General features: G+C 68.7%; 21 protein-coding genes. 12 read left to right on the forward strand and 9 right to left on the reverse strand.

Annotated elements, in window-relative coordinates:
- Nucleotides 1–157: 157 nt before the first annotated feature.
- The 4 genes from OG496_RS35520 to OG496_RS35535 are packed head-to-tail and all read left to right on the forward strand — an operon-like array spanning nt 158 to nt 6685.
- On the forward strand, nt 158–1426 hold the full coding sequence (locus tag OG496_RS35520) for a glycosyltransferase (RefSeq protein WP_366489474.1): 1269 nt from the start codon (nt 158–160) through the stop codon (nt 1424–1426).
- Entirely contained in the window at nt 1423–3069 is a 1647-nt protein-coding gene (locus OG496_RS35525; RefSeq protein ID WP_405973807.1) for an ArnT family glycosyltransferase, read from the forward strand. The genes OG496_RS35520 and OG496_RS35525 overlap by 4 nt, the downstream gene beginning before the upstream one ends.
- On the forward strand, nt 3069–4271 hold the full coding sequence (locus tag OG496_RS35530; protein WP_405973808.1) for a glycosyltransferase: 1203 nt from the start codon (nt 3069–3071) through the stop codon (nt 4269–4271). The genes OG496_RS35525 and OG496_RS35530 overlap by 1 nt, the downstream gene beginning before the upstream one ends.
- Nucleotides 4268–6685 carry a galactose oxidase-like domain-containing protein gene (locus tag OG496_RS35535; RefSeq protein WP_405973809.1) on the forward strand — a complete coding sequence of 806 codons (2418 nt, stop codon included), beginning with the start codon at nt 4268–4270 and terminating at the stop codon, nt 6683–6685. Before OG496_RS35530 ends, OG496_RS35535 begins: the two co-directional genes overlap by 4 nt.
- A gap of 25 nt (nt 6686–6710) precedes the next feature.
- Here the strand turns inward: OG496_RS35535 and OG496_RS35540 are convergent, their stop codons facing one another.
- The 3 genes from OG496_RS35540 to OG496_RS35550 form a co-directional block, all read right to left on the reverse strand.
- Entirely contained in the window at nt 6711–7343 is a 633-nt protein-coding gene (locus tag OG496_RS35540; protein WP_366489480.1) for a TetR family transcriptional regulator, read from the reverse strand.
- The gene (locus OG496_RS35545; protein ID WP_405973810.1) at nt 7340–8920 is read right to left on the reverse strand and encodes a DHA2 family efflux MFS transporter permease subunit; all 1581 of its coding nucleotides are present in this window, start codon (nt 8918–8920) and stop codon (nt 7340–7342) included. The genes OG496_RS35540 and OG496_RS35545 overlap by 4 nt, the downstream gene beginning before the upstream one ends.
- Before the next feature lie 138 nt (nt 8921–9058).
- A complete protein-coding gene (locus OG496_RS35550; RefSeq protein ID WP_366489482.1) occupies nt 9059–9772 on the reverse strand; it encodes a hemolysin III family protein in 714 nt (237 codons plus the stop codon).
- Between the two features lie 329 nt (nt 9773–10101).
- On the opposite strand from OG496_RS35550, the gene OG496_RS35555 reads away from it, so the two are divergent.
- The 7 genes from OG496_RS35555 to OG496_RS35585 all read left to right on the forward strand — a co-directional run bounded on the left by OG496_RS35555 (nt 10102) and on the right by OG496_RS35585 (nt 17398).
- Complete coding sequence (locus OG496_RS35555) at nt 10102–11979, forward strand: phosphoenolpyruvate carboxykinase (GTP) (RefSeq protein WP_405973811.1); 1878 nt, start codon at nt 10102–10104, stop codon at nt 11977–11979.
- Between the two features lie 252 nt (nt 11980–12231).
- A complete protein-coding gene (locus OG496_RS35560) occupies nt 12232–13215 on the forward strand; it encodes a serine/threonine-protein kinase (protein ID WP_405973812.1) in 984 nt (327 codons plus the stop codon).
- The gene (locus OG496_RS35565; RefSeq protein ID WP_366489485.1) at nt 13202–13663 is read left to right on the forward strand and encodes a hypothetical protein; all 462 of its coding nucleotides are present in this window, start codon (nt 13202–13204) and stop codon (nt 13661–13663) included. The genes OG496_RS35560 and OG496_RS35565 overlap by 14 nt, the downstream gene beginning before the upstream one ends.
- Nucleotides 13664–13743: 80 nt before the next feature.
- On the forward strand, nt 13744–14655 hold the full coding sequence (locus OG496_RS35570; protein ID WP_405973813.1) for a hypothetical protein: 912 nt from the start codon (nt 13744–13746) through the stop codon (nt 14653–14655).
- Between the two features lie 32 nt (nt 14656–14687).
- Nucleotides 14688–15449: a VWA domain-containing protein gene (locus OG496_RS35575; RefSeq protein WP_366489487.1), complete on the forward strand. Its 762-nt coding sequence runs from the start codon at nt 14688–14690 to the stop codon at nt 15447–15449.
- Nucleotides 15450–15452: 3 nt separating this feature from the next.
- Complete coding sequence (locus tag OG496_RS35580) at nt 15453–16244, forward strand: PP2C family serine/threonine-protein phosphatase (RefSeq protein ID WP_405973814.1); 792 nt, start codon at nt 15453–15455, stop codon at nt 16242–16244.
- Nucleotides 16241–17398 (forward strand): hypothetical protein, encoded by a 1158-nt coding sequence (locus OG496_RS35585; protein ID WP_405973815.1) that lies wholly within the window; start codon nt 16241–16243, stop codon nt 17396–17398. Before OG496_RS35580 ends, OG496_RS35585 begins: the two co-directional genes overlap by 4 nt.
- Before the next feature lie 4 nt (nt 17399–17402).
- Here OG496_RS35585 and OG496_RS35590 read toward each other — a convergent pair whose 3' ends face one another.
- From OG496_RS35590 to OG496_RS35615, 6 genes are all read right to left on the reverse strand, one after another.
- On the reverse strand, nt 17403–18014 hold the full coding sequence (locus OG496_RS35590) for a hypothetical protein (RefSeq protein WP_405973816.1): 612 nt from the start codon (nt 18012–18014) through the stop codon (nt 17403–17405).
- Nucleotides 18001–19539: a substrate-binding domain-containing protein gene (locus tag OG496_RS35595; RefSeq protein ID WP_405973817.1), complete on the reverse strand. Its 1539-nt coding sequence runs from the start codon at nt 19537–19539 to the stop codon at nt 18001–18003. The genes OG496_RS35590 and OG496_RS35595 overlap by 14 nt, the downstream gene beginning before the upstream one ends.
- On the reverse strand, nt 19536–20753 hold the full coding sequence (locus OG496_RS35600) for a toxic anion resistance protein (RefSeq protein ID WP_405973818.1): 1218 nt from the start codon (nt 20751–20753) through the stop codon (nt 19536–19538). The genes OG496_RS35595 and OG496_RS35600 overlap by 4 nt, the downstream gene beginning before the upstream one ends.
- A gap of 14 nt (nt 20754–20767) precedes the next feature.
- The gene (locus tag OG496_RS35605; RefSeq protein WP_405973819.1) at nt 20768–21847 is read right to left on the reverse strand and encodes a substrate-binding domain-containing protein; all 1080 of its coding nucleotides are present in this window, start codon (nt 21845–21847) and stop codon (nt 20768–20770) included.
- A 117-nt stretch (nt 21848–21964) separates the two neighbouring features.
- Nucleotides 21965–22369, reverse strand: coding sequence for a hypothetical protein (locus tag OG496_RS35610; protein WP_366489498.1), 405 nt, complete (start codon nt 22367–22369; stop codon nt 21965–21967).
- A gap of 132 nt (nt 22370–22501) precedes the next feature.
- A complete protein-coding gene (locus tag OG496_RS35615; protein WP_399386865.1) occupies nt 22502–23713 on the reverse strand; it encodes a pyridoxal phosphate-dependent aminotransferase in 1212 nt (403 codons plus the stop codon).
- Nucleotides 23714–23892: 179 nt separating this feature from the next.
- Here OG496_RS35615 and OG496_RS35620 point away from each other — a divergent pair, with 179 nt between their 5' ends.
- Nucleotides 23893–24729 (forward strand): trypsin-like serine peptidase, encoded by an 837-nt coding sequence (locus tag OG496_RS35620; RefSeq protein ID WP_399386867.1) that lies wholly within the window; start codon nt 23893–23895, stop codon nt 24727–24729.

A 24729-nucleotide genomic window follows, 5' to 3' on the forward strand; every position in this document is an offset into this window, starting at 1 on the left:
GCGAGAAATGCTCATGTGGGGGCCTCATTGTGACGAAACACGCTCTTCACTGAAATCACCTGCTCGCTTCACAGATCGCCCATAGTCTCTGCCTCGTGACGCGACGGATGTAACTCACCGTCGCGCCAGGGGGTATTGGGATCTGGGGGGATCTGTCTTGCTGACGTCTGTCTTCATCGCCGTCGTTTCGCTGGCCTTGTTCTGGATGGCCGCCTTCACTCTGTGGTGGCAGATGCACGCGTGGCGTACGCCCGAAGTGCTCGCCTCCACCCGATTCAGCAGACCGGACGGGGACGAGCACGTCTCGTTCTCGTTGCTGCTGCCGGCCCGGCACGAACAGGCCGTGCTCGACCACACCATCCAGCGGCTGCTGGAGTCCACGCACACCGACTTCGAGATCATCGTGATCGTGGGGCACGACGACCCCGAGACCGCGGCGGTGGCCAACAGTGCCGCGGAGCGCGACCCGCGTGTGCGGGTCGTCGTCGACACGCACGAGAAGAAGAACAAACCGAAGGCCATGAACACGGCGCTGCCGCACTGCCGCGGCGATGTCGTCGGGGTCTTCGACGCCGAGGACCAGGTCCATCCGGCGCTGCTCGCCCACGTCGACCACGCGTTCCGGACGACGGGAGCGGACGTCGTCCAGGGGGGCGTCCAGCTCATCAACTTCCACTCCAGCTGGTACAGCCTGCGCAACTGCCTGGAGTACTTCTTCTGGTTCCGGTCCCGGCTGCACCTGCACGCGCAGAAGGGGTTCATCCCGCTGGGCGGCAACACCGTCTTCGTGCGGACCGACGTCCTGCGCGAGGCCGACGGCTGGGACCCCAACTGCCTTGCCGAGGACTGCGACCTGGGCGTGCGGCTGTCCAGTGTCGGCAAGAAGGTCGTCGTCGCCTACGACTCCGACATGGTGACCCGGGAGGAGACCCCGGGCTCGCTGATGTCACTGCTGAAGCAGCGAACTCGCTGGAACCAGGGCTTCCTTCAGGTCTACCGGAAGAAGGACTGGAAGCAACTCCCGGGATTCGGACAGCGGTTGCTCGCCCGCTACACGCTGATGACCCCGTTCCTGCAGGCTTTCTCCGGGGTCATCATCCCGCTCAACGCGGCGGTCGCGCTCTTCCTGGACGTGCCGGTGGGCATCGCGTTCCTCACCTTCCTGCCGCTGGTCACCGCAGCCGTCACCTTCGTGTTCGAGGTCGTCGGACTGCATGACTTCGGCAAGCAGTACGGACTCCGCGTCCGCGCCGTCCACTATCTGAAGCTCGTCGTGGGCGGCCCGTTCTACCAGGTCCTGCTCGCCGGAGCCGCGATTCGCGCAGTGTGGCGTGAGCAACGCGGCCGGAACGACTGGGAGTTGACCTCCCACGTCGGCGCGCACCTCACCGAAACCGCAGTGATCCGAGAGGACGTTCCTGCGTGACTTCCACACTTCCCGCGGTGACCACCACGGTCCCCGCGCAGCGGCAGCCTGCGCCTGAAACCGGTTCGGCCAGTCGAACAGCGCCACCTTCACGGCTCCGTTCCTCCCGCCCCGACCTCCTCCTCTGCGGTCTCCTCCTCGTCGCGATCCTCGTCGTGCAGGGCTGGAACATCGCCGACTACCCGACGCTCAGCGACGACGAGGGCACCTACCTCGCCCAGGCCTGGGCCGTCCAACAGGGCACCGGCCTGGCCCACTACACCTACTGGTACGACCACCCGCCGCTCGGCTGGATCCAGATCGCCCTGCTCACCTGGATCCCCGCGCACTTCAGCCCCGACTCGATGACCGTCGGCACCATGCGCCTCGCGATGCTGGTCATCAGCGCGATCAGCGCGGTCCTCGTCTACGTCCTCGCCCGCCGGCTGTCGCTGCCGCGCTGGGCGGCCGGGCTCGCCATGGTGCTCTTCGGGCTGTCCCCGCTGTCCGTGATCCTCCAGCGGGAGATCTTCCTCGACAACATCGCCGTGATGTGGATGCTGCTCGCGTTCTGCCTGGCCGCGTCCCCAAGTCGCCATCTCTGGCACCACTTCGGGGCAGGACTGGCCGGCGCGGCTTCGGTCCTCACCAAGGAGACGATGCTCGTCATCCTCCCGGCGCTGCTGCTCACCATGTGGCGCCACGGACACCGCGACACGAGGAAGTTCGCGCTCACCGGCGCCATCACCGCCTGCGTCCTGATCGGCTTCGCGTACCCCCTCTTCGCCCTGCTCAAGGGCGAGTTGCTGCCGGGCAGCGGCCATGTCTCCCTGTGGGACGGCCTCAAGTACCAGATGACCAGGCCGGGTTCGGGCTTCATCCTCGACCAGGGCACGGGCTCCTACGGCGTCCTCCATTCCTGGCTGTACTACGACCGTGTCCTGCCGCTGGGCGGCCTCGCCGGGGCGCTGCTCCTGCTGGTCACCTGGCGCTGGTCGGTCACCGCCCGCTCCCTCGCCGGGCCGGCCATGACCGTGGCGATCCTCGCCCTGGTCTCGATGCGGCCCAACGGCTATCTGCCCGCGATGTACATCATCGGCGCGCTGCCCTTCCTCGCGCTCGTCCTCGCCGGGGGCACCGCCTCCGTCGCCCACGCGGTGCTGCGCAGATGGCGCGGCGAGGAGGAGAAACGGTACGTCACCGGGGGCCGGTACACGCTCGCCGTGGTCCTCGCGATCGCGGCCGGCGCCTATGTCGTACCGAAGTGGTACGACGGCGACCGCACCGCCATGACCACCGACGCCAACGCCCCCTACCGGGCCGCCTCCAAGTGGCTGTCCACCGAGGTCGCCGACCCGAAGGACACCCGTGTCCTCGTCGACGACGCGCTCTGGCTGGACCTGGTGCACGCCGGGTACCGGCCCGGGCTCGGGGTCATCTGGTTCTACAAGGCCGACCTCGACCCCGCCGTCACCAAGACGATGCCGCACGGCTGGAAGGACATCGACTACGTCGTGGCCTCCCCGACGGTACGGCGCGACGCGGTCGACCTGCCCAACGTCAAGGCGGCGATCGAGCACTCCACCCCGGTCGCCACCTTCGGCACCGGCGACGACCGCATCGAGATCCGGCAGATCCAGTCCGAGACCGTGGGAGCCCAGTGATGAGCCAAGAGTCCATGGTCCCCGGGGAGTTGGGCGATCCGGCCGTACGCGGAGCCGAGCTCGCGGAACCCGGCGCCGTCACCATCGTCGTACCGACCTTCAACGAGTCCGCGAACGTACGGGAGTTGCTGCACCGGATCACCGAATCGGTGCCCACCCGCCTGCCCTGCGAGGTCGTCTTCGTCGACGACTCCACCGACGACACCCCCGAGGTGATCTCCGCGGCGGCGCAGGACTGCCCGTTCCCGGTCACCGTGCTGCACCGGGAGGAACCGGTCGGCGGGCTCGGCGGCGCGGTCGTCGAGGGGATCAAGGCGGCGACGTCCGACTGGATCGTCGTCATGGACGGCGACCTCCAGCATCCGCCGTCCCTGGTACCCGAGTTGGTCGGCACCGGTGAGCGCTCGAACGCCGGGCTCGTCGTCGCCTCCCGGTACATCAAGGGCGGCAGTCGCGAGGGACTGGCCGGCGGATACCGCATCGCCGTTTCCCGCGGGGCGACCTGGCTGACGAAGACGCTCTTCCCGCGCAAACTCCGCGGTATCAGCGACCCGATGAGCGGCTTCTTCGCGATCCGGCGCAGCGCGGTGACGGCGGAGGCGCTGAAGCCGCTCGGCTACAAGATCCTGCTCGAACTCGCCGTACGCAGCCGTCCGCGCCAGGTCACCGAGGTGCCGTTCGTCTTCCAGGACCGCTTCGCCGGCGAGTCCAAGTCGACCGCGCAGGAAGGCTTTCGCTTCCTCCGCCACCTCCTCGGCCTGCGCACCGCCTCGCCGGTCGCGCGCATGATCGTGTTCGGCCTGATCGGCGCCACCGGCTTCGTCCCGAACCTGGTCGGCCTGTGGGCGCTCACCAAGACGGGCATGCACTACGTCCCCGCCGAGATCCTCGCCAACCAGCTCGGCGTGGCCTGGAACTTCCTGCTCATCGAGCACCTGCTGTTCCGCGACCGGCGCCGGCACCGCAGCTGGTGGGACCGGGCGGGCCGGTTCGCGCTGCTCGCCAACGCCGACCTGGTGCTGCGGATCCCGCTGATCGCCCTGTTCATCCACAAGTTCGGCATGGGCGCCGTGTCGGCGACCGCGCTCGCGCTGGTCATGACCTTCGTCCTGCGCTTCGTGGGCACAGAGGCGTTGGTCTACCTCCCGCGCCGCAAAGGGAGCCGCAAGGGGAGTCGTACAGCACCAAGGAGAGCCGTGTGAACAAGTACCGCAGAAGAACCGCCTTCGCCGGGGTGGGCGCCCTGACCGCCGGACTGCTGCTCACCTCGCCGCAGTCCGCCGAGGCCGCGAACCTCGTCGTCAACCCGGGCTTCGAGACGGCGGGCGGCGACGGGATGCCGTACTGCTGGGAGAAGTCCGGCTGGGGCGACAACGACTTTGATTTCACTACGACTTCGGATGCCCACTCGGGTTCGAAGGCCATGAAGGTCACCGTCACGCGGCGCGTCGACGGTGACCGCAAGGCGCTGATCACCGAGTCGACCGGGTGCGCGCCGGTGGTGACGGCGGGCAAGCAGTACGACCTCGGGCTCTGGTACAAGACGACCACGCCGGACGCGAACATCACGCTGTTCCGGCACGACGCGACGGCGGGCTGGCAGTACTGGACCGACCTCAAGACCCTGGAGATGCAGGGCAGTTGGACCCAGGCCACGGTCCGTACGCCCGAAGTCCCGGCCGGTACCGACCGGATCACCTGGGGTGTCTCGGTCTACGGCACCGGGTCCGCGACCACCGACGACTACACGATGGACCAGGTGCCGGACACGCTCCCGCCCGCGACCTGTACGGCCACCGCCGAGGAGTGTGCGAACGGCCGTTGGGACGTGCTCCCGACGCAGAACCCGGTGCGTTCCATGCACTCCGTCGTCCTCAACAACGGCAAGGTGCTGCTGATCGCGGGCTCCGGGAACAGCGAGGAGCAGTTCGACGCGGGGACGTTCACGAGCGCGGTGTACGACCCGGTGGCCGGGACGTACAAGGTGATCCCGACGCCGAAGGACATGTTCTGCTCGGGGCACATCCAGTTGCAGGACGGCCGGGTGCTGGTGCTGAGCGGCAACAAGGCGTTCCCGGCGGCGGACGGTTCGCACGGGTACGAGGGGTACAAGGACTCGTACATCTTCGACCCGGCGACCGAGACGTACAGCAAGACGAACGACCTCAACGACGGTCACTGGTACCCGTCGGCGACCGAGCTCGGCAACGGTGACGTCATCTCCTTCGGCGGGCTGCGCGAGGACTCGACGGGTTCGGTGACCGCCGAGTACTGGTCGGACGCCCAGCAGAAGTGGCTGCCGTTGTCGCAGGTCAACCAGACCTGGTCGTACTGGGGGCTGTACCCGTCGATGGTGCTGATGCAGGACGGCCGGCTCTTCTACACGGGCAGCCATGTCTTCGGGAACAACATCCCGGGGACGGGCAGCGCGATCTACGACTACGGCGCCAACACGATCACTTCGGTGTCCGGGTTGCAGAACAAGGACCAACGCGACCAGTCCGCAAGCGTGTTGCTGCCTCCGGCGCAGGACCAGAAGGTCCTCACCATCGGCGGCGGCAACATCGACTCCAACCCGGACGCGAACCGGCTGACCGACATCATCGACCTCAAGGCGGCGAACCCGACGTACACGGTCGGTCCCCAAATTCCGCAGGGGACCGTCGACTTGGGGAACGGTCCGGTGGCCGAGACCGGCAGCCAGGGCAAGATGTACGTCTCCGCCGTGGTCCTGCCGGACGGCACGGTGCTGGAGACGGGCGGCGGGCTGCACAACCGCGCGAACCCCGTCTACGAGGCGTCGATCTTCGACCCGGCGACCACGACGTTCGACCCGGTGGCCGCCGACCCGGAGGCCCGCGGATACCACTCCTCCTCGTTCCTGCTGCCGGACGGCCGGGTGATGTCGACCGGTGACAACCCGGGCAACGGCACCTGGAACCACAACGTGTCGATCTACACCCCGCCGTATCTCCTCAAGGGCACGCGTCCGACGATCACTTCGGTCATCGACAACGAGTGGGAGTACGGCGACACCCAGACGATCACCGTCGACCGGCCCATCGCCAAGGCCGAGTTGATCCGCCCGGCCGCGGTCACGCACTCCTCGGACCCGAACCAGCGTTTCGTGGACCTGCCGCTCTCGGTGGACGGCAACACGGTCGACCTGAACGTGACGAGCAACCCCAACCTGGCCCCGCCCGGCTGGTACATGCTCTTCGCGGTCGACGCCAACGGGGTCCCGTCGGTGGCCAAGTGGGTCCACCTGCAAGGCCCTTCGGCGCTGACCACGGACACCGCCTCGGCCCACGTCCACTCCTTCGCGGACTCCCTGAAGGGCAAGGTCACCGAGCCCGGCAAGAAGCGCACCTCGCAGAAGGTCAGCACGACCATCTCCGGCTGCGACCGCCACTACGGCACGATCAACGTCTGCGTCCCGACGGTCTTCCCGAAGGAGGTCAAGTCGACTACTGCGGCCCGCTGTTCATGGCTCCAGCAGAACGACTACGGCCGCCTGAAGGTCAACGGCAAGGACGACCCGCTGCGCCTCGACCCGAACAGGGACGGGGTGGCGTGCGGGAAGGGTGACGTGAAGACCGTAAAGAAGAAGGGGTAGTTGCCTGCCGCTGGAGTGCGGGCTCTCACTCGGTGAGCCCGTGCTCCAGCACATCCATCGCCCGCTCCACCAGATCCGAGAACTCCCCCTGGTGGCCGGTCTCCGCCCAGTACAGGGTCGCCTCCATCAGGCCGCCGACGAGGGCCATGGCGTAGACGCGGACCTCCAGGCTCTCCGGGTCGCGGCCGGTGCGTTCGGCGATGGCGTGGCAGAGCATGGTGCCGGTGACCGACATGCTCTCCATCATCCGTGAGCGCACGGCCGGGACCTGGACCATGAGGTGGGAGCGCAGCCGGGACGTCTCCTCGTCCTCCTTGAGGCCGTACTGGATGGCCTTGCGCATCACATACCTGAGGGTGACCATCCATGGTTCGTCGGCGGGGCGGGCCCGGAGCTCCTCCAGGATGATCGGGTCGAACTCGTCCGTGATGACGATGTCTTCCTTGGTGGGGAAGTAGCGGAAGACGGTCGACGGCGACACCTCGGCGCGCTCGGCGATCTGCTCGATCGTGGTCGCGTCGTAGCCCTGCTCCTTCACCAGTGCGTACGTCGCGGTGCGGATCGCCTCGCGGGTCTTGATCTTCTTGCGCTCGCGGAGGCCCAGTTGAGGGCGGTCGGCGGGGCTGAAGGGGGAGGGTGCGGCCGTCATGGTGTTCATTGTCCGGCATCCGCCAGAGCGATGGCCACGGCTGTGGCCGGGTCTTCCTCGGCCTCCTCCTGCTGGGAGGGCGCGGCCGGCGTGTTCGGCAGGAACGCCGCGGAGAGCAGGGCGGTGACCAGGGCCGCGACGCCGCACACGAGCAGGACCAGGCCCATGCCGTGGACGTAGGCGCTGTTCGCGGAGGAGATGAGGTCCGCCGAGCCTGTCTTCTGCGCGACCATGTGTGCCGCTACGACGGACTCCCCGGCCGTGTCGGCCGCCTTCGCGGGCAGGCCGGTGACGTCGAGGCGGTCGCGGAAGGTGCTCGCGAGCAGGCTGCCCAGCAGGGCGATGCCGATCGCGGCGCCGACCTGGCGCATGGTCATCAGGAGCCCGGCGCCGCTGCCGGCCCGGTCGCGGGGCAGGGCACCCAGCGCGCCGTCCATCGCGGGGACGATCGAGAAGCCGAAGCCGAACCCGGTGATGGACAGCCACAGCGCGGTGAAGCCGTAGCCGGAGTCGACGGTCGTACGGCTGCCGAGCAGGGCGGCGAAGGCCAGGACCACCAGGCCCGCGCAGACCACGGCACGGGAGCCGAACTTGTTGACGAGCGGCTGTGCGGCCCGGGCCGCGACGATCAGGCCGCCCATCATGGGCAGCAGCCGGACGCCGGTGCCGAGCGCGTCGTTGCCGAGGACCGCCTGGAGGTACTGCGGCAGTACGAACAGCAGGCCGGACAGGACGAACATCACGAGGGTCGCCGCGATCGAGCTGAAGAGGAAGCCGCGGTGGCGGAGCAGGGTCATGTCGAGCATGGGGCGTTCCATGCGCCGCTCGCGCAGTACGAGCGCGGCGATGAGGATCGCGGATCCGATGAGCATGCCCACGATCAGCGGGTCGCCCCAACCGCGGCTGGGCGCCTCGATGATGGCGTAGATGAGGGCGCCGAGGCCGGCCGCCGTGAACGCGGTGGAGAGGGTGTCGACCCTGGGCGATGCGGGGTCCTTGGTCTCGGGCAGCAGGAAGACGCAGGCCGCTATGCCGATCGCGGCCATCGGGATGTTGACCAGGAAGACCGAGCCCCACCAGAAGTGGTTGAGCAGCCAGCCGCCGATGATCGGGCCGAGCGGCAGCCCGAGCGACGAGGCCGCGGAGATGATGCCGACGGCCTTGGTGCGCTCGTCGGGGCCGAAGAGGGAGGGCAGCACGGACAGGGCGAGCGGGGTGACCAGGGCCGCGCCGACGCCCATCACCGTGCGGGCCGCGATGACCCAGTTGACGTCGCCGGCCAGGGCGCCCGCCACGGAACCGGCGAGGAAGATGCCGAGCCCCGCGATCAGCATGCGGCGGCGTCCGAAGCGGTCGCCGAGCAGTCCCGCCGGGAGCATGAGCGCCGCGAAGACGATCACGTACGAGTCCGCCATCCACTGCTGCTGGCCGGTGGTGGCGCCGAGTTCGCCGGCCATCGTGGGCAGGGCGACATTGAGGATCGTCGTGTCGAAGCCGAGCGTGAGCATGCTCGCGACCAGGGCCCCGAGGGCCCACCAGCGGCGCGGGTCGCGTCGCACGTCGTTGGATTGAGTGACAGTAGCCATGAAATGAGAGTAGCTCTCAAAAGGTGGTTGATGTCAACAGGGATCGACTGTCAGGGTGCGGAACCAGTCATGGTGGGCGGGCATGAAAAATGGCCACGGCTCGAAAGCCGTGGCCATGAAGACAAGGTGTCTCAGCTGCTACCCGTGCTGGTACGCCACCAGCGAGATCCCCACGTAGTGCACCAGGAACGCCGCCACCGTGAGGGAGTGGAAGACCTCGTGGAAACCGAACCAGCGCGGTGACGGATTCGGGCGCTTGATGCCGTAGATCACGCCGCCCGCGCTGTAGAGCAGTCCGCCGACGACCACCAGGACCAGGACGGCGATGCCGCCCGTGCGCATGAAGTCGGGCAGGAAGAAGACGGCCGCCCAGCCCATCGCGATGTAGCAGGGGGTGTAGAGCCAGCGCGGTGCGCCGACCCAGAAGACGCGGAAGGCGATGCCGGCCGCCGCCGCGCCCCAGATGCTCCACAGCAGCCACTCGCCCTTGGCGCCCGGCAGCAGCAGCATCGTCAGTGGCGTGTACGTGCCCGCGATGATCAGGAAGATGTTGGCGTGGTCGAGTCTGCGCAGGACACCGTCCATGCGCGGGCTCCAGTCGCCCCGGTGGTACAGGGCGCTGACCCCGAAGAGCAGGCAGGCCGTCAGGGCGAAGATCCCGCAGGCGATACGGGCCCGTGGTGTGTCGGCGAGAGCGGTGAGCACCAGGCCGGAGACGAGAACGGCCGGGAACATGCCGAGGTGCAGCCAGCCGCGCAGCTTCGGCTTCACATGGTCGGGGAGGGAGAGCGCGGAGGGACCATGGCCGTCTGTCGGCGTGTCCGTGGGCGCGTCGGGGACGGACGCAGTCATGCGCTCAATCGTACCTACGGAACCGTAAGTTACGTATCAGTGCGGCGAGATGAGGGGCCAGAAGTGGCCACTCTCTCATGCGTAGCCGACGCCCGGGTACCCGGGGTGAATCGATGGTGACGCACGGAAAACATGTCGATGAGTGGCTGATGAGTGGCGATCCTCACGTCGCTCGTATGTGAGGCCCTCTGGACATATGGGCGGACGCGTCGGATGATCAAATGAGTGCGGTCGGCACCGGATGAGCGCCAAGATCGACCATCGTGAAGCATCCGGGTCGCGGCCCCCACGGGGCAACTAGGACAAAATCCCTCATCATAGGAGCAATCGTGGCGCGCGACATCGCGGCTCCCCCCGTCATCCCAACCGAACACAAGGAACTGATCTCGTGGGTCAACGAGATCGCCGAACTGACCCAGCCGGACAGCGTGGTCTGGTGTGACGGATCCGAAGCGGAGTACGAGCGGCTCAGCGAGGAGCTCGTCCAAAAGGGCACCTTCAAGAAGCTCGACCCGATCAAGCGCCCCAACTCGTACTACGCCGCCTCCGACCCGACCGATGTCGCCCGGGTCGAGGACAGGACGTTCATCTGCTCCGAGCAGGAGCAGGACGCGGGCCCGACCAACCACTGGAAGGCTCCCGCCGAGATGCGGGACATCTTCGCGGGAGAAAAGGGCATCTTCCGCGGCTCCATGAAGGGCCGGACGATGTACGTCGTCCCGTTCTGCATGGGCCCTCTCGGTTCGGACCTCTCCGCGATCGGCGTCGAGATCACCGACTCCGCCTATGTCGCCGTCTCCATGCGCACCATGACCCGCATGGGACAGCCCGTCCTCGACGAACTCGGTACCGACGGCTTCTTCGTGCGTGCTGTGCACACGCTCGGAGCGCCGCTGGCCGAGGGCGAGGCGGACGTGCCGTGGCCGTGCAACTCCACCAAGTACATCTCGCACTTCCCCGAGAGCCGCGAGATCTGGTCCTACGGCTCCGGCTACGGCGGGAACGCGCTGCTGGGCAAGAAGTGCTACGCCCTGCGCATCGCCTCCGTGATGGCGCGGGACGAGGGCTGGCTCGCCGAGCACATGCTGATCCTCAAACTGACGCCCCCTATGAATGAAGGGGGAGACCGAAGGTCTTCGTTTGAGGGTGGTGGTGGGCGACGGGAGGGTGGTTCGAAGTACGTCGCCGCCGCTTTCCCGAGCGCCTGCGGCAAGACGAACCTCGCGATGCTGGAGCCCACCATCTCCGGCTGGACCGTCGAGACGATCGGTGACGACATCGCCTGGATGCGGTTCGGGGAGGACGGCCGGCTCTACGCGATCAACCCCGAGGCCGGTTTCTTCGGCGTCGCGCCCGGCACCGGCGAGCACACCAACGCCAACGCGATGAAGACGCTGTGGGGCAACTCCGTCTTCACCAACGTGGCGTTGACCGACGACAACGACATCTGGTGGGAGGGCATGACGGAGGAGACCCCGGCCCACCTCACGGACTGGAAGGGCAACTCCTGGACGCCGGAGTCCGGTTCGCCCGCCGCCCACCCCAACGCCCGCTTCACCGTGCCCGCTTCGCAGTGCCCGATCATCGCGCCCGAGTGGGAGGACCCCAAGGGCGTGCCGATCTCGGCGATCCTGTTCGGCGGCCGGCGCGCCTCGGCCGTACCGCTGGTGACGGAGTCCTTCGACTGGAACCACGGCGTCTTCCTCGGCGCCAACGTGGCCTCCGAGAAGACCGCCGCCGCCGAGGGCAAGGTCGGCGAGCTGCGCCGCGACCCCTTCGCCATGCTGCCGTTCTGCGGCTACAACATGGGTGACTACATGGGCCACTGGGTCGATGTGGCCAAGGGCCGCGACCAGGCGACGCTCCCGAAGATCTACTACGTGAACTGGTTCCGCAAGAACGACGCGGGCAAGTTCGTGTGGCCCGGCTTCGGTGAGAACAGCCGGGTCCTGAAGTGGATCGTGGACCGCCTCGACGGCCGCGCCGAGGGCGTCGAGACCCCGATCGGCGTGCTGCCGGCCAAGGGCGCCCTCGACACCAAGGGCCTCGACCTGTCCGAGGCGGACCTGGACTTCCTGCTCACCGTCGACAAGGACGTGTGGCGCGAGGAGGCCGCCCTGGTCCCCGACCACCTCAACACCTTCGGCGACCACACCCCGAAGGAACTGTGGGACGAGTACCGCGCGCTGGTGGAGCGCCTCGGCTAGAACCCACCGAAGACTCCGCGGCCGGCCGCCGATTGTGCCCTGACCAGCAATGTCGTCACAGGCCGGCCGCGGTGGCAGTACGACGGGCAGGGCCCCGCACAACGGCGTGCGGGGCCCTGCCCGTTGCCCCTACACCACCGGGGCGCCACCGCGTAGTCATGCCTCCCATTTCACGCATCTCCCCTGCCCAAGACGGGATTTCGGGGGACACTCGGGACAACCTGCAACGAACCCCGAAGTGAGGTGAGCGGGGTGCGCACACCGGTCAGCGATCCCCTGAGCGTGGGGCCGTACCGGATCGCCGGGCGGCTCGGCTCCGGCGGGATGGGCTGGGTGTATCTCGGCCGTTCGCCCGCCGGGCGTGAGGTGGCGGTGAAGGTCGTACGGCCCGAACTGGCCGCCGAGAGCGAGTTCCGCGAGCGCTTCGCCCGCGAGGTCGCCGCCGCCCGGCTGGTCAGCGGCGCCTACACCGCGGCCGTCGTCGACGCGGACACCGAGGCCGAACTCCCTTGGCTGGCAACGATGTACGTGCCCGGGCCCTCCCTCGCCGAGGCCGTCAGGTCGGACGGTCCGCTGCCCGAGGCGCAGGTGCGCAGGCTCGGCGCGTTCCTCGTCGAGGCGCTGCAGGCGATCCACGCGGCCAACCTGGTCCACCGCGACCTCAAACCGGCCAACGTGCTGCTCGCCTCCGACGGCCCCCGCGTCATCGACTTCGGCATCTCCCGCGTCGAGGGCGCCCCCAGCCTCACCCAGGCCGGAATCGTGGTGGGGACCCCGCCCTTCATGTCCCCGGAGCAGATGACGGCGGGTCAGATCGGCCCGCCCAGCGATGTGTTCTCCCTCGGCGGTGTCCTGGTGTACGCGCTGACGGGCCGCCCGCCGTTCGGCGCGGGGGAGGCGGTGAGCCTGCGGGTCGTGCACCGCCCACCCGAACTGGACGGCGTACCACCGGGGATACGGCCGCTGCTCGCGCGCTGTCTGGCCAAGCGGCCCGAGGACCGGCCCCAACTGGCCGTCCTGCTCGGCGAGTTGCTGGCACAGCCACGCCCCGCGACCTGGCCGCCGCCCGCCGTCGCCCGCACGATCGAGGTCCGCCGCAGTGAGCTGGCGGCCCGGCGAGGGGGCGGCACCAGCCTGCCGGTGCCGTCCTGTCTGCTGCTGCACGCGCAGGCCCTGCTCGACGCGGGCCTCACCGACGACATGATCACGCAGGCGGTGGTCCGTGGCGACGCCTGAGGCCTCCCTCCCGCCCGGCCGGGACTACGACATCGGTTCGTCCTGGCGGCAGTTGACCCACAACTGGGGCGCCCGCCGGAATTACCACGTCGAGAGCGATGTCGATTCCGTCTCCCTGCAATTCGATCTAGAGGCGTCCGGACGCACGCTCACCGTGCGTTTCATGACCACGAAAAGACTCCTTGTCGCCTTTGTCACCGACGGTCATTCTCTGCGCAAGGATCAATTGGCGATCGCCGCAGCCGCGTCGAACGCGTGGAACACCGAACAGCTGAATCCCATGCTCTCGGTGTGGGACGTACGCGGACCGAGACCGTGCCTCGCCGGGGTCTGCGACCTCCCGCTGACCTGCCGGATCTCCCAGGCCGATTTCGATGTTCTGGCCAGTGATTGGGTGGAACGGGCGCGACAGATGTTCACCCGTTGTCATCAGGTTTTCCAGCTTTAGAAGTGAATTGAGCATTCTCAGTCAACCCCTTTCGGCCACCGCCCTGTTGCCTCCACTATGGGCGCCAACGGGGGGTCGTCATGAGACATACGTTGTTCACTGTCCTGCTGTTCGGCTTGTTGATCGCGGTGATTCCGGCGGGACCGGCCGCCGCGGCCGGCGCGGACTGCGGCAAGAACTTTCCGACGCGGCTGGGCTGTTGGCAGGACGCGCTGGACGACGGGGCCGTGGTCACGGTCACGCTGAACAAGCCCCTGGGCTTCGACGCCGGCCAGAAGAGCGGCCAGGCCGCCGTCCGCCGGAACCTCAAGAACCTCCGGGTGCAGGTGCCAGCCGGTGTCCACACCGGCCAGGGCGGCACCGCGCTGATCGTCCTGGCCGGTCACGCACTCGTCGACCGGGACGCCCGGATCGACCGGCTGGACGACAGGACACTGAGCGAACTCCCCGCCTGCGACGGCGACTTGTGCAAGGCGCTCAAGAAGTCCTCGCTCACCGGCGGCCAACTGATCGACAAGAAGGTGGGCGTCGCCGAACTCGGGGGCGGACACAAGTCCACGGACCACACACGAGTCCTGCTCCTCGCCCTGACCGCCGTACTCCTCCTCCTGCTCCTGGCCCTCCTCCTCGCGGTCCGCCGCTCGCGCACCCCGGCCGTCGCAGGGGCCACGGAGGCCCGCTCCGAGGAGACCAGCGCCGAGACCACCGCCCGACTGCGCCCCGTCCCGCCCGCACCGGCCCCGTCCTCCTACGGCCGCCGGGTCGGCCCCCGCACCGGCCCGTCCCGAACGGCCGTCGTGCGTACGGCACTTCACCCGCAGGGCTACGTCGAACTCGATCACGTCCTGTACCGCGCGGTGTGGGCCGAACCGGACCGGACGCCGCCCGTGCCCGGCGCGTACGTCGAGGTCACCGACGCCCACGAAGCCGACTCCGACGTCCTGTACGCCTTCCCGCCCGCCGCCCGGCACCACGCGCGCGGCACCTCGTGACCCCCGTACCGCCCGGTCGACCAGGAGACGCCATGCACAGCGAATACCCGCCCACGATGCCGGCGGAGTACGCCGACATCGAGTTCGAGAACAACGCGCAACGGCTGCCGCTCGTACTGTGCCTGGACACGTCGAGTTCCATGGCGGGCGCGCCGATCCAGACGCTCAACGACGCGCTCGCCGAGTGGACCCGGGAACTCCACGACGACGTCTCCCTCAGCTACAGCGTCGAGGTCGCCGTGATCACCTTCGGCGGCCGGGGCGTCGGCGCCTGGCGGGGGCCTCAACTCCTCGACCCCCGGGCCAGGTTGAGCCCCTTCGTGCCCGCCCATGCCTTCCAGGCACCCCGGTTCACCGCGTCCGGGGTCACCCTGATGACGGAGGCGCTGGAGCTGGCCATGCATGTCGTCGCCGCCCGCAAGGCGGAGCTGCGCGCGTCCGGGCTCCAGTACTACCGCCCGCAGATCTGCCTGGTCACCGACGGTCTCCCCACCGACGCCACCGGCCACATGACCGACTCCTGGCACCGGCTGCTGCCCGTCCTCGCCGACGAGCAACAGGCCCGCCGTTTCCGGCTGTACGCGATCGGCGTCGGCGGCATCACCGACCGCGGCGAGCAGGTGCTCCAGGCGTTCGCGCCGAAGTTCAACGCGCGCATCCAGGGCTTCCCGTTCCGCGAGCTGCTGCAGATGATGTCGGCCAGTGCGAACGCCGAGCAGAAGGGCGCGGGCGACGAGGTCTTCGAGAAGATCTTCAGCCAGTTCAAGACCCAGCGCCCGGCCTGGGAGAGCTGAGCGGTGGCCGAATCGCCCTGGCGCATCCACGGCCTGAGCGTCGAGGGCTACCGGCACCGCCGTACCGGCACGCCCTGCCAGGACGCCTGCACCTACACGGCGTCCGCGTCGGTGTCCGTCCTCGCCGTCGCGGACGGCGCGGGCAGCCGCCCGCACTCTGACCAAGGGGCCCTGCACGCCGTCGAGTTGGCGGCCGAGCACTTCCGGCGCCGGGCGGCCGCCGCGTCCGGCTGCCCGCCGGGCGAGGAGGTCCACGACCTGCTCACCGACGCCTTCCACGACGTCAGCAAGATCTTCCTGGACACCTACGGCGCCACCGCCCCCGACTACGCCACCACCCTCACCGTCGTCGTCCTCACCCCCGGCTGGCTCGGCCATCTCAGCGTCGGCGACGGCTTCGTCGTCGTCCGTGCCGGAACCGAGGACGGGGAACGGCAGTTCCATCTCCTCCCGCAGCCGCCCGCCGTCAGCGAGTACAGCAACGAGACCGTCTTCCTCACCTCGCCCGACGCACCCCGCCGACTGCGCACCGACTGCGTGGCGGACCCGCGCGTCGACGGCGTCCTGCTGTCCACCGACGGCCTCACGCAGGCCGCCCTGTCGCTCTCCGGCGGCGGCCCGCCCCAGCCCAACACCTCTTTCGTGGAGGCGGTGTTGGGCTCCCTCGACACCCCGGGACCGGTGACCGACAAAGCGCACGAGAGCCTCGCCGCCCTCCTCAGGTCGGACCGGCTCACCAGCCTCAACGCCGACGACAAGACCCTGCTGCGGGCCGTGCGCGCGGTGACCCCATGAGTGGCCGCACGGTCCACCTGGACGGCAAGCCCGTCACCCTCGCCGAAATCCCGCTCAAGGGCGGCGGACAGGCGGCCGTCTTCCCGGTGGAGGGCGACGACACGATTGTGGTCAAGCTCTACCGCGACCGCCCAGGCCCGGACCTGGAGCGCCGCCTGGCCCGCATGCTCACGATGTCCCCCCTGGCCGCCCGCCCCACCGACGCCAACCAGCCCCCCGAACTCGCCTGGCCCACCGCCATGGCCCGCAGCCCCGAGGGCGAGTTCCTCGGCTACGCCATGCGCCGCTTCGGCGAACCCCAACACGTCCAGCTGGTGGGCCTGTTCACCCGCGCCCAGCGCCTCCGCCTCTTCGGCGACCGCGCGGACTGGCGCTTCCTGCTCGGCGTCGCCTGGAACCTCGCCTTCATGACCGCCCGCATGCACTACGACAACCTCGTCATCGGCGACTTCTCCAGCAGCAACGTCGTCGTCGACGCCAACGGCTTCGTCACGTTCCTCGACTGCGACTCCATCGCCTTCACCGACCCGGTCACCGCCGAGCCCTTCCCCTGCCTGATGCACACCACCGACTACTCCTCACCGGAACGCCAGTCGGGCGCCGCGGCCACCGAGGAGAGCGACAACTTCGCGCTGGCGGTGCTCATTTACCAGCTCCTCACGGCCGGCAACCACCCCTTCGGCGGCGTCCCGCACGACAGCACCCCCGAGTCCACGGTCAAGGACAACATCGCCGCGAGCGTCTCCTACGTCGTCCGCCCCGAGGCGGTCGTCATCCCGCGCGGCACCGTCGACCCCTCGGTCCTCCCACCCGGCCTCCTCACCCTGGCCCACACGGCGTTCGGCGCGGGCGTCCACGCCCCGTCCGCCCGTCCCACCCCGGAGGTCTGGCTGCGCGCCCTGGACCAGGAGCGCTCCCGCGTCCAGGTCTGCCCGCAACGCCCCCTGCACTCCTACGGTTCCCACCTCCCGACCTGCCCGTGGTGCACGCGGGCCGCGGTGACGGGACACGACGTGTTCAACCTGCCGGTACGGCCACCCGTGCCGGTACCGCCACCGCCGGGGGACGCGCAGGGCTCCCGGTTCGGCCCCCTGAAGGTGGTGGGCGTGGTGCTCGTACTCGTCCTGCTGATCGTCCTGATCGGGGTGCTCTGAGAGTTCAGCCGTTCTGCGAACGCCCCCGGTCCTCCAGATACCGCGTGTGCGACTCCTGCCGCCGCGCCTCCACCTCACGCAGGCTGGTCGCCAACCCCTGCGCCTCTTCCTGAAGCACCGTCAACTGCCGTTCCAGGTGCCGCTCAGGGGGCTCGGTGCCCGGGGCCAACCGCGTCCACCACCGCGTCCGTACGAACGTGTCGACCGCCTCCGGTACGTCCTGCCGGATCGCCCGCGACAGGATGTGCACGCCCTCCGGGTCCTGCGCGAGGTCGTGCGTGACCTGCGGATCGAGGAGCCCGGCGAGGAGCTGGTTCAGCTCGGTGAGCCGGCCCGCTGCGGCGGGCGGGAGTTCGACGCCGGTGAGGTAGCCGCCGAGCTTCTCGAAGTCGTCGCGGAGTTCCTCCAGTTGGGCGGAGGGGTCCGGGAAGTCGGGGAGCACCGGCCGCTCCGGCGGGGCGATCAGCGCACCCGCGCCGTACAGACCGACGACCACGACCGGCCAGTACGGCCCCGCCACACCCACGAACGTCAGCACCAGCCCGACGAGTCCGCACGCGCTGCCGGTGAGGTTCTTGCGGGACTCCAAGTAGCCAAGGAACTTACTGGTAGCCACGGATCTCCTCGAAGGCGCCGTCCAGCGAGCCCTGTTGGGCGTCGAAGAGCCGGCCGCCGGTCAGATCGGCGATGTGCTGGAGCTCCGCCTTGTCCGAATCGCCGAAGAGGATCGGGAAGACGGGTATCTCCCGCTGGGTGGAGGGGAGTTGACGGTAGAAGCCGTCGAAGTCCTTGGCCTTGGCACCGGTCGTGTTCTCGCCGTCGGTCATCAGCACGATCGAGGTGAACGTGTCGCCGCCGGTGCCGAGATGCTCGTACGCCTTCTCCAGCGAGGTGTAGATCGCGGTGGCCCCGTCCGCGCTGAGCGCCTTGGTGTCCTTGCGGATCGCTTTCAGCCCGGCCTGCGGATCGCTCGGGCTCACCACATGCGTCTGCACGCTCTTCACGGCCGACCCGAACGGCATCAGCGTGACCTCCTCGCGCTGCCGGAAGTCCCCGGTCAGATCGGTGAGGGCCTTCTTCAGCCGGGACAGCCGGTCGCCGTCCATCGAGCCCGAGGTGTCGAGGACGTATACCGTCCGCGACGGCCGGCGCAGCTTGTTCTCGTACGAGTCGAGGAGCCCGTCGGCGACGGACTGGCTGCCGGGGAACGGGAGTTCACGCCGTCGGCTGGTCTCCAGGCCGGACGCGGGCGGCACGGAGGCGACGACCGGGCGGCGGTGCGTGCGGGTGGTGATCAGCTTCTGGAGGGCGTCCGTGCGCAGGTCGGTCGTCACGCGCCGGACGTTCTCGCGGGTCGTGGCGTCCGTCGCGGCGAGGGAGGTCAACGGGTAGTCGGCGGTGACCACTCCGTCGCTCGGGCGGATCACGGTCAGGCCCGGGATGCCCTTGAGGACGGACTCGTAGTTGAGCAACGCGTCGACGTTTCCCCGGCGTTGGTAGGCCGTGGCCAGCCAGCCCGAGGAACCCGAGGTCAGCTTCTGCCCCTTGAAGAACTCCTTCAGCCGGGGAGTCGCCTTGGTGACGTCCGCGTCGGTGAGTGCCGACTGGGCGTCGGAGAGGGCGGAGGCGACCGAGATGAGGGTCGAGAAACCGGAGTTGGAGCGGGCCGGGTCCGTCATGCCGTAGGTCAACTTGCCGTCCTGGACGGCCTGTTCGATCTGGGACCAGGTGACCTTGTCCGGGGTCCAGCCCAGTGCCGTGACGGTGGCCGTCTTCACACCGATCGCGACCGGGCTCGACATGATCGGGGTCTCCGACACGACCTTCTTCGCCGCGTCGGGCCGTAGCCGCAGATAGTCGTTGGACGACAGCCACAGCGCGTCGTACTGGCCGTCGACCTTGCCCTTCGCCAGGAGGTCCACCGCGTCGAGGGTGCCCATGTAGGTGGGGCGGATCGTGATGCCGGTGTCCTTGCGGACCTGGTCGAACACCGGGGTCATGTCGCTGAGTTCACTGGAGGCGAGGACGCGAAGGGTCCCGGGCTTGGGGGCGTTGTCGGTGTCGGCCTTCGTGTCATGTGCCGACGTGCAGGCGGTCAACAGCGCGGCCGTGCCGAGGGCGAGCGCGACGAGACGTCTCATCCGAGGCCGCCTTCCAGGGCGCTCTGCGACCGGCTGCGCTCCAAGTACGTGCTGGCGTTCTGGAGTTCGGACGTCAGGGACTCCACGGTCGCGGCCATCACCTCGGTCGCCTGGACCTTGTAGGTGTCGATGGCGTCGAGGGTGCGGTAGATCTGCTGGAAGGCCGTCCGGAGCGTCTCCGCGCCCACCGCCGGGTCGGCCGCGATGCGCTGGATCTCGCCGCTCTGCGTGGAGAGCATCTCGGCGTTGCCCCGGATGAGGTCCTCGGTCGTGCCGCGCAGGGCGTTGACCTGGTCGACGACCTTGCGCTGGTTCTCCAGGGCCGAGGCCAGCATGACCGAGATACGGAGGGCGGAGACCGTGGTCGTAGCCGCGCGGTCGACGCCCTTGATCAGCTCGTCGTTGTTGCGCCGTACGACGTCCATCGCCAAGTAGCCCTGCGCGCACACCGCGAGCTGGGTCAGCAGGTCCTGGTGCTTCTGCCGGACCGGGAACAGGACGTCCGCGCGCAGGGTGTCGGCCTGGCCCGGGTCGGCGGTCTCGACGCCGGTGATGTGCTGCTCGACGGCCGTGTCGAGGGCCTGGGTGAGGACGACGTACTCCTGGAGCTTGCCCATGGTCTCCCAGAGGCGGACCCGCTCGGTCTGCAACGCCGCGTTGTCGCGACGGAGTTCGTCCTGGCCGCCGCGCAGCGAACCCACGATCTTGTTCAGCGTGCCCTGCGCGGAGGCGTACTTGGCGACGTGATCGCGCAGCTTGTTGCCGCCCGGTAGCCGGGACAGGAGCTTGCGCCCCTTGGAGGCGGGCAGGTCGCGCGGGTCCAAGTCCTCGACCACACGCCGGAGTTCGACGAGCGAACCGGCGACCTGCGACTGTGCGTCCCCGCCCTTCGACGGCAGACTCCGCACCGTCCGCTCCAGCATCCGGTTGGACTGCGCGGTCGCGGTGCGCATCTCACCGGCGCCGAGCGCGGTGATCTCCCCGACCTTGCCCGCGAATTCGGGCGAGCGGGCATCGAGCGAGGCAAGCCCCTCGATGTAGCCGGCGGCCTTCTGGGCCATGTCCGTACGGACGCTGTCGTCCACGGGCACAAGGCCGCCGGCCTTCTCCTTCGGCACCGGCGCGACGGCCTCCGGCGGAGTGAGGGTGAAGACGTCGTCCCCGCTCTGGGTGTGCTGACTGCTGTTCTGGCTGGTGTTGAAACTGCTGCTCATGTGATTCCCCCCGGTCAACCGCGCGCCCGGCGCGCCATGTCGTGCAGCACCTTCGAGGTGGGCACGGGCGCCTGCCGGACGCCGGTCAGCGTCTGGTTGAGATAGCTGGAGCGGTCGGCGGTGGCCGCGACGAACTCGGCGGTGTCACCCTGCGGCCGGAACCCGTGCCGTACGGCGAGCTTGCGCAACGTCGGGTCGCTGCTGAGGAGTTGACCCAGCTCGCGGCCCTCCGGGGTGAGCGGTACGACGGTGTGGTCGCTGTTGGCCGTGGTGTCCGGGTAGAGCACGACGAGGTCACCGACCGGCTGCTTGTCGAGGAGCAGCGAGGCCACCTGAGACTCGTACACGAGGACCAGCGGATTGCCGGCTCCGCTGATGAAGTCCCTGAACGGCGCGTCCGAGCTGGACTGTTGGGCACCCTGCATGCTGATCAGCTTGTGCATCAGGGGCGCGGTGCGATCCACATCGGCGCTACTGGCCGCCACCCGCCCGCCGTTGGCGACGTAGGAGGCGGCGGCGAGGTACAGAGCACCCGAGTTGGAGGTCTCGGGGTCGGTGGTGGCGATGTAGAGGGTGCCGGTCAACTCCCCGTGTTTCGACGCCCCCTTGAGCTGCTGCCAGGTCCGATCGCCCTTGGCCGCGTCGAGATAGGCGGCCATCTTCAGGGTGCCGCGGTCCTGGCTCTTGTCCAGCGTGGCGAGCCCGTTGTCCGCGAGCACCTGGGCGGCGCTGCGGTGGGCCACGACGACGAGCGGCGAGTAGAAGGGCCGCGGCAACGGCTGCCGCACCTTGTACTTGTCGGCGAGCGCGTCGGCCGGTGCCTGACTGGAGGGGAAGGCGAAGTCGTACCCCTTGAGATCGAGCCCCTCCATGGCCCAGGACCCGGAGGTCTCCGTCCTCACGGTGAAGCCCTTGGCGGCGAGGGCCTTCACCACATCGGGATCGGCGAAGAAGTCCGCCTTCTCCGAACCGATCACACCACGCACGGTCTTCGTTGCCGTGCCCTTGTCCCCGTTGTCCCGGCCCGCTACGACGGCTGCCACCACGCCACCGATCAGCAACACCGCGAGGACGATTCCCGCGATACGTCTCACGAGGGGCAGCGTGCTCGCGGAACCCAACATTCCCCGAGGAAAGGGATGAACGGGAGGTGTCGGAGGGGTCCCGGATCAACACGGCGCAGAGGAGCGCCTCTTCAGGGGCGCGACAGCTCAGGCGACCACGGTCACCGCATGCGCGTCCATCCGCTCGGCGGACAGAATCGCCGCCGCGGTATCCGCACGCGACGCCGCAACGACCAACGCCCGCCCGGCCAGCGCGTGAGCCCGCTGATGCAGGGCATCCGAACGCGCCGTAGAAGAGGCGGCTGCCGCCCGGCTCGGCGAGGCGGCGCCCCCACGCAACCGCGTGAGCTGCCCGGCAAGCCTCTCCGCGGCCACGTCCAGCTCGTCGGAAGGCTCCAGCGCCCGCAGTTCATCGGTCACCGCAAGCAGCGCGGCGAGATGCCCCGCAAGCTGAATGTCCAGCTCCTCCTCGCGCGACCGGTGCGGAAAGTCGGAGGAAGGGGTGCGGGCCACCGTGCTGTGGACCGACTTCGTGCGGATCGGTTCGTACATGGCATGGTCTCCTGTGCTCAGACAGGAAACCATCCTAGCTTAGATCTCGTCTAAAGTTATGCTGGCCGAAAATCTGGCCGAAAGAACCCCAAGAAAACCGCCCCGCGAGGTTTACGGCGGCTCCAGCACCGTTTACGGCTGGCTGTACCCGTCCAGGAAGTTCCCGATCCGGGTCACCGCGTCCCGCAGATCCCCGACCGACGGCAGCGTCACGACCCGGAAGTGGTCGGGCTCGGACCAGTTGAACCCGGTGCCGTGGACGACCATGATCTTCTCCTGGCGCAGCAGGTCGAGCACCATCTGCCGGTCGTCCTTGACCTTGAAGACCTGCGGATCGAGCCGAGGGAACAGATACAGCGCGCCCTTCGGCTTCACACAGGTCACGCCGGGGATCTGGGTCAGCAGCTCGTACGCCACATCCCGCTGTTCCTTCAACCGTCCACCCGGCAGCACCAGGTCGTTGATGGTCTGCCGCCCGCTGAGCGCGGCGACGACCCCGTGCTGCCCGGGCATGTTGGCGCAGAGCCGCATGTTGGCCAGGATCGTCAGACCCTCGATGTAGGAGTCGGCGTGCGCGCGCGGCCCCGAGATCGACATCCACCCGACGCGGTATCCGGCCACCCGGTACGCCTTCGACATCCCGTTGAAGGTGAGGGTGAGCAGGTCCGGGGCGACCTTCGCGGTCGGGGTGTGCGTGGCGCCGTCGTAGAGGATCTTGTCGTAGATCTCGTCGGAGCAGACGAGCAGGTTGTGGCGGCGGGCGATGTCGGTGAGGCCCTTGACCATCGCCTCGTCGTACACGGCGCCGGTCGGGTTGTTCGGGTTGATGATGACGATCGCCTTGGTGCGGTCGCTGACCTTCCGCTCCACGTCGGCGAGGTCGGGCATCCAGTCGGACTGCTCGTCGCAGCGGTAGTGGACGGCGGTCCCGCCGGAGAGCGAGACGGCGGCGGTCCACAGCGGGTAGTCCGGGGACGGTACGAGGACCTCGTCGCCGTCGTCGAGCAGCCCCTGCATCGCCATGACGATCAGCTCGGAGACGCCGTTGCCGATGAAGACGTGTTCTACGTCCGTCTCGATGCCCAGGGTCTGGTTGTGCATGACGACCGCGCGGCGGGCGGCCAGCAGGCCTTTCGCGTCGCCGTATCCGTGCGCCGACGACACGTTCCGGAGGATGTCCTCCAGGATCTCCGGCGGGCACTCGAACCCGAAGGCCGCGGGGTTGCCCGTGTTGAGCTTCAGGATGCGGTGGCCTGCCGCCTCCAGACGCATCGCCTCTTCGAGAACCGGGCCCCGGATCTCGTAACAGACGTTGGAGAGCTTGGTCGACTGGATCACCTGCATGTCGGTGAGCTTACGGCGCGGTAACGGGACTTGGCTCGTGCTTTCCGCCACATGAGACGCGCCGCGAACGGCCGGAAACCGATCCTTGCCCCCTCCCCTCTCAACGATCACAATGCCCATGACAAAAAGACGACGGCCGGAAGATCTCCGGTCGTCTCGTCATAAGAGGGGACCCCCACATGAACAAGCCTCTCCTTGCCGCGCTCTCCACCCTGGCCATCGCCGGGGCGGGCGTGGCACCCGCGGTCGCCGCACCCCAGGTGGCACCGAAGGCCGCCGCGGTGACCGTCGACTTCGCCGGTACCGTCTCGCTCAGCAACTGCTCCGGCTCGGTCATCCGCTTCCCGAACTCGACCGACACCGCTCCGGCGCTGGTCATGACCAACGGCCACTGCCTGGAGACCGGCTTCCCGGAGCCCGGTGAGGTCATCACCGGCCAGTCCTCCAGCCGTACCTTCGGGCTGCTGAACTCGGCCGGCACCAAGGTCGCCACACTCCGCGCCAACCAGGTCGTCTACTCGACGATGACCGACACGGACGTGACGATCTACCGCACCACCACGACGTACGCGGCGATCAAGAGCGCGTACGGCATCAGCCCGCTCACCGTGAGCGCCACGCACCCGACCGCCGGCACCGCCATCAAGGTCGTCTCCGGCTACTGGAAGACGATCTACAGCTGCAGCATCGACGGGTTCGTGTACCGGCTGAAGGAGGGCGACTGGACCTGGAAGGACTCGGTCCGTTACACCTCCGCGTGCAACACCATCGGCGGCACCTCCGGCTCCCCGGTCATCGACACCAGCACCGGGCAGGTCGTCGCCGTCAACAACACGGGCAACGAGGACGGCGAGACCTGCACCGTCGACAACCCGTGCGAGGTCGACGAGAACGGCACGGTGACGGTCCGCGAGGGCATCAACTACGCCGAGGAGACCTACAACATCCCGGCCTGCTTCACCTCGGCCAACGTGCTCAGCCTCAGCGCGTCCACCTGCACGCTGCCCAAGCCGTAA

The organism is Streptomyces sp. NBC_00988 (assembly GCF_045162645.1).
Classification (GTDB): Bacteria; Actinomycetota; Actinomycetes; order Streptomycetales; family Streptomycetaceae; genus Streptomyces.

Coding starts and splice junctions, on each gene's coding strand:
- OG496_RS35530 (WP_405973808.1), top strand. CDS start 3,069: ATGAGCCAAGAGTCCATGGTCCCCGGGGAGTTGGGCGATCCGGCCGTA.
- OG496_RS35540 (WP_366489480.1), bottom strand. CDS start 7,343: ATGAACACCATGACGGCCGCACCCTCCCCCTTCAGCCCCGCCGACCGC.
- OG496_RS35545 (WP_405973810.1), bottom strand. CDS start 8,920: ATGGCTACTGTCACTCAATCCAACGACGTGCGACGCGACCCGCGCCGC.
- OG496_RS35550 (WP_366489482.1), bottom strand. CDS start 9,772: ATGACTGCGTCCGTCCCCGACGCGCCCACGGACACGCCGACAGACGGC.
- OG496_RS35570 (WP_405973813.1), top strand. CDS start 13,744: ATGAGACATACGTTGTTCACTGTCCTGCTGTTCGGCTTGTTGATCGCG.
- OG496_RS35575 (WP_366489487.1), top strand. CDS start 14,688: ATGCACAGCGAATACCCGCCCACGATGCCGGCGGAGTACGCCGACATC.
- OG496_RS35585 (WP_405973815.1), top strand. CDS start 16,241: ATGAGTGGCCGCACGGTCCACCTGGACGGCAAGCCCGTCACCCTCGCC.
- OG496_RS35595 (WP_405973817.1), bottom strand. CDS start 19,539: ATGAGACGTCTCGTCGCGCTCGCCCTCGGCACGGCCGCGCTGTTGACC.
- OG496_RS35600 (WP_405973818.1), bottom strand. CDS start 20,753: ATGAGCAGCAGTTTCAACACCAGCCAGAACAGCAGTCAGCACACCCAG.
- OG496_RS35610 (WP_366489498.1), bottom strand. CDS start 22,369: ATGTACGAACCGATCCGCACGAAGTCGGTCCACAGCACGGTGGCCCGC.
- OG496_RS35615 (WP_399386865.1), bottom strand. CDS start 23,713: ATGCAGGTGATCCAGTCGACCAAGCTCTCCAACGTCTGTTACGAGATC.
- OG496_RS35620 (WP_399386867.1), top strand. CDS start 23,893: ATGAACAAGCCTCTCCTTGCCGCGCTCTCCACCCTGGCCATCGCCGGG.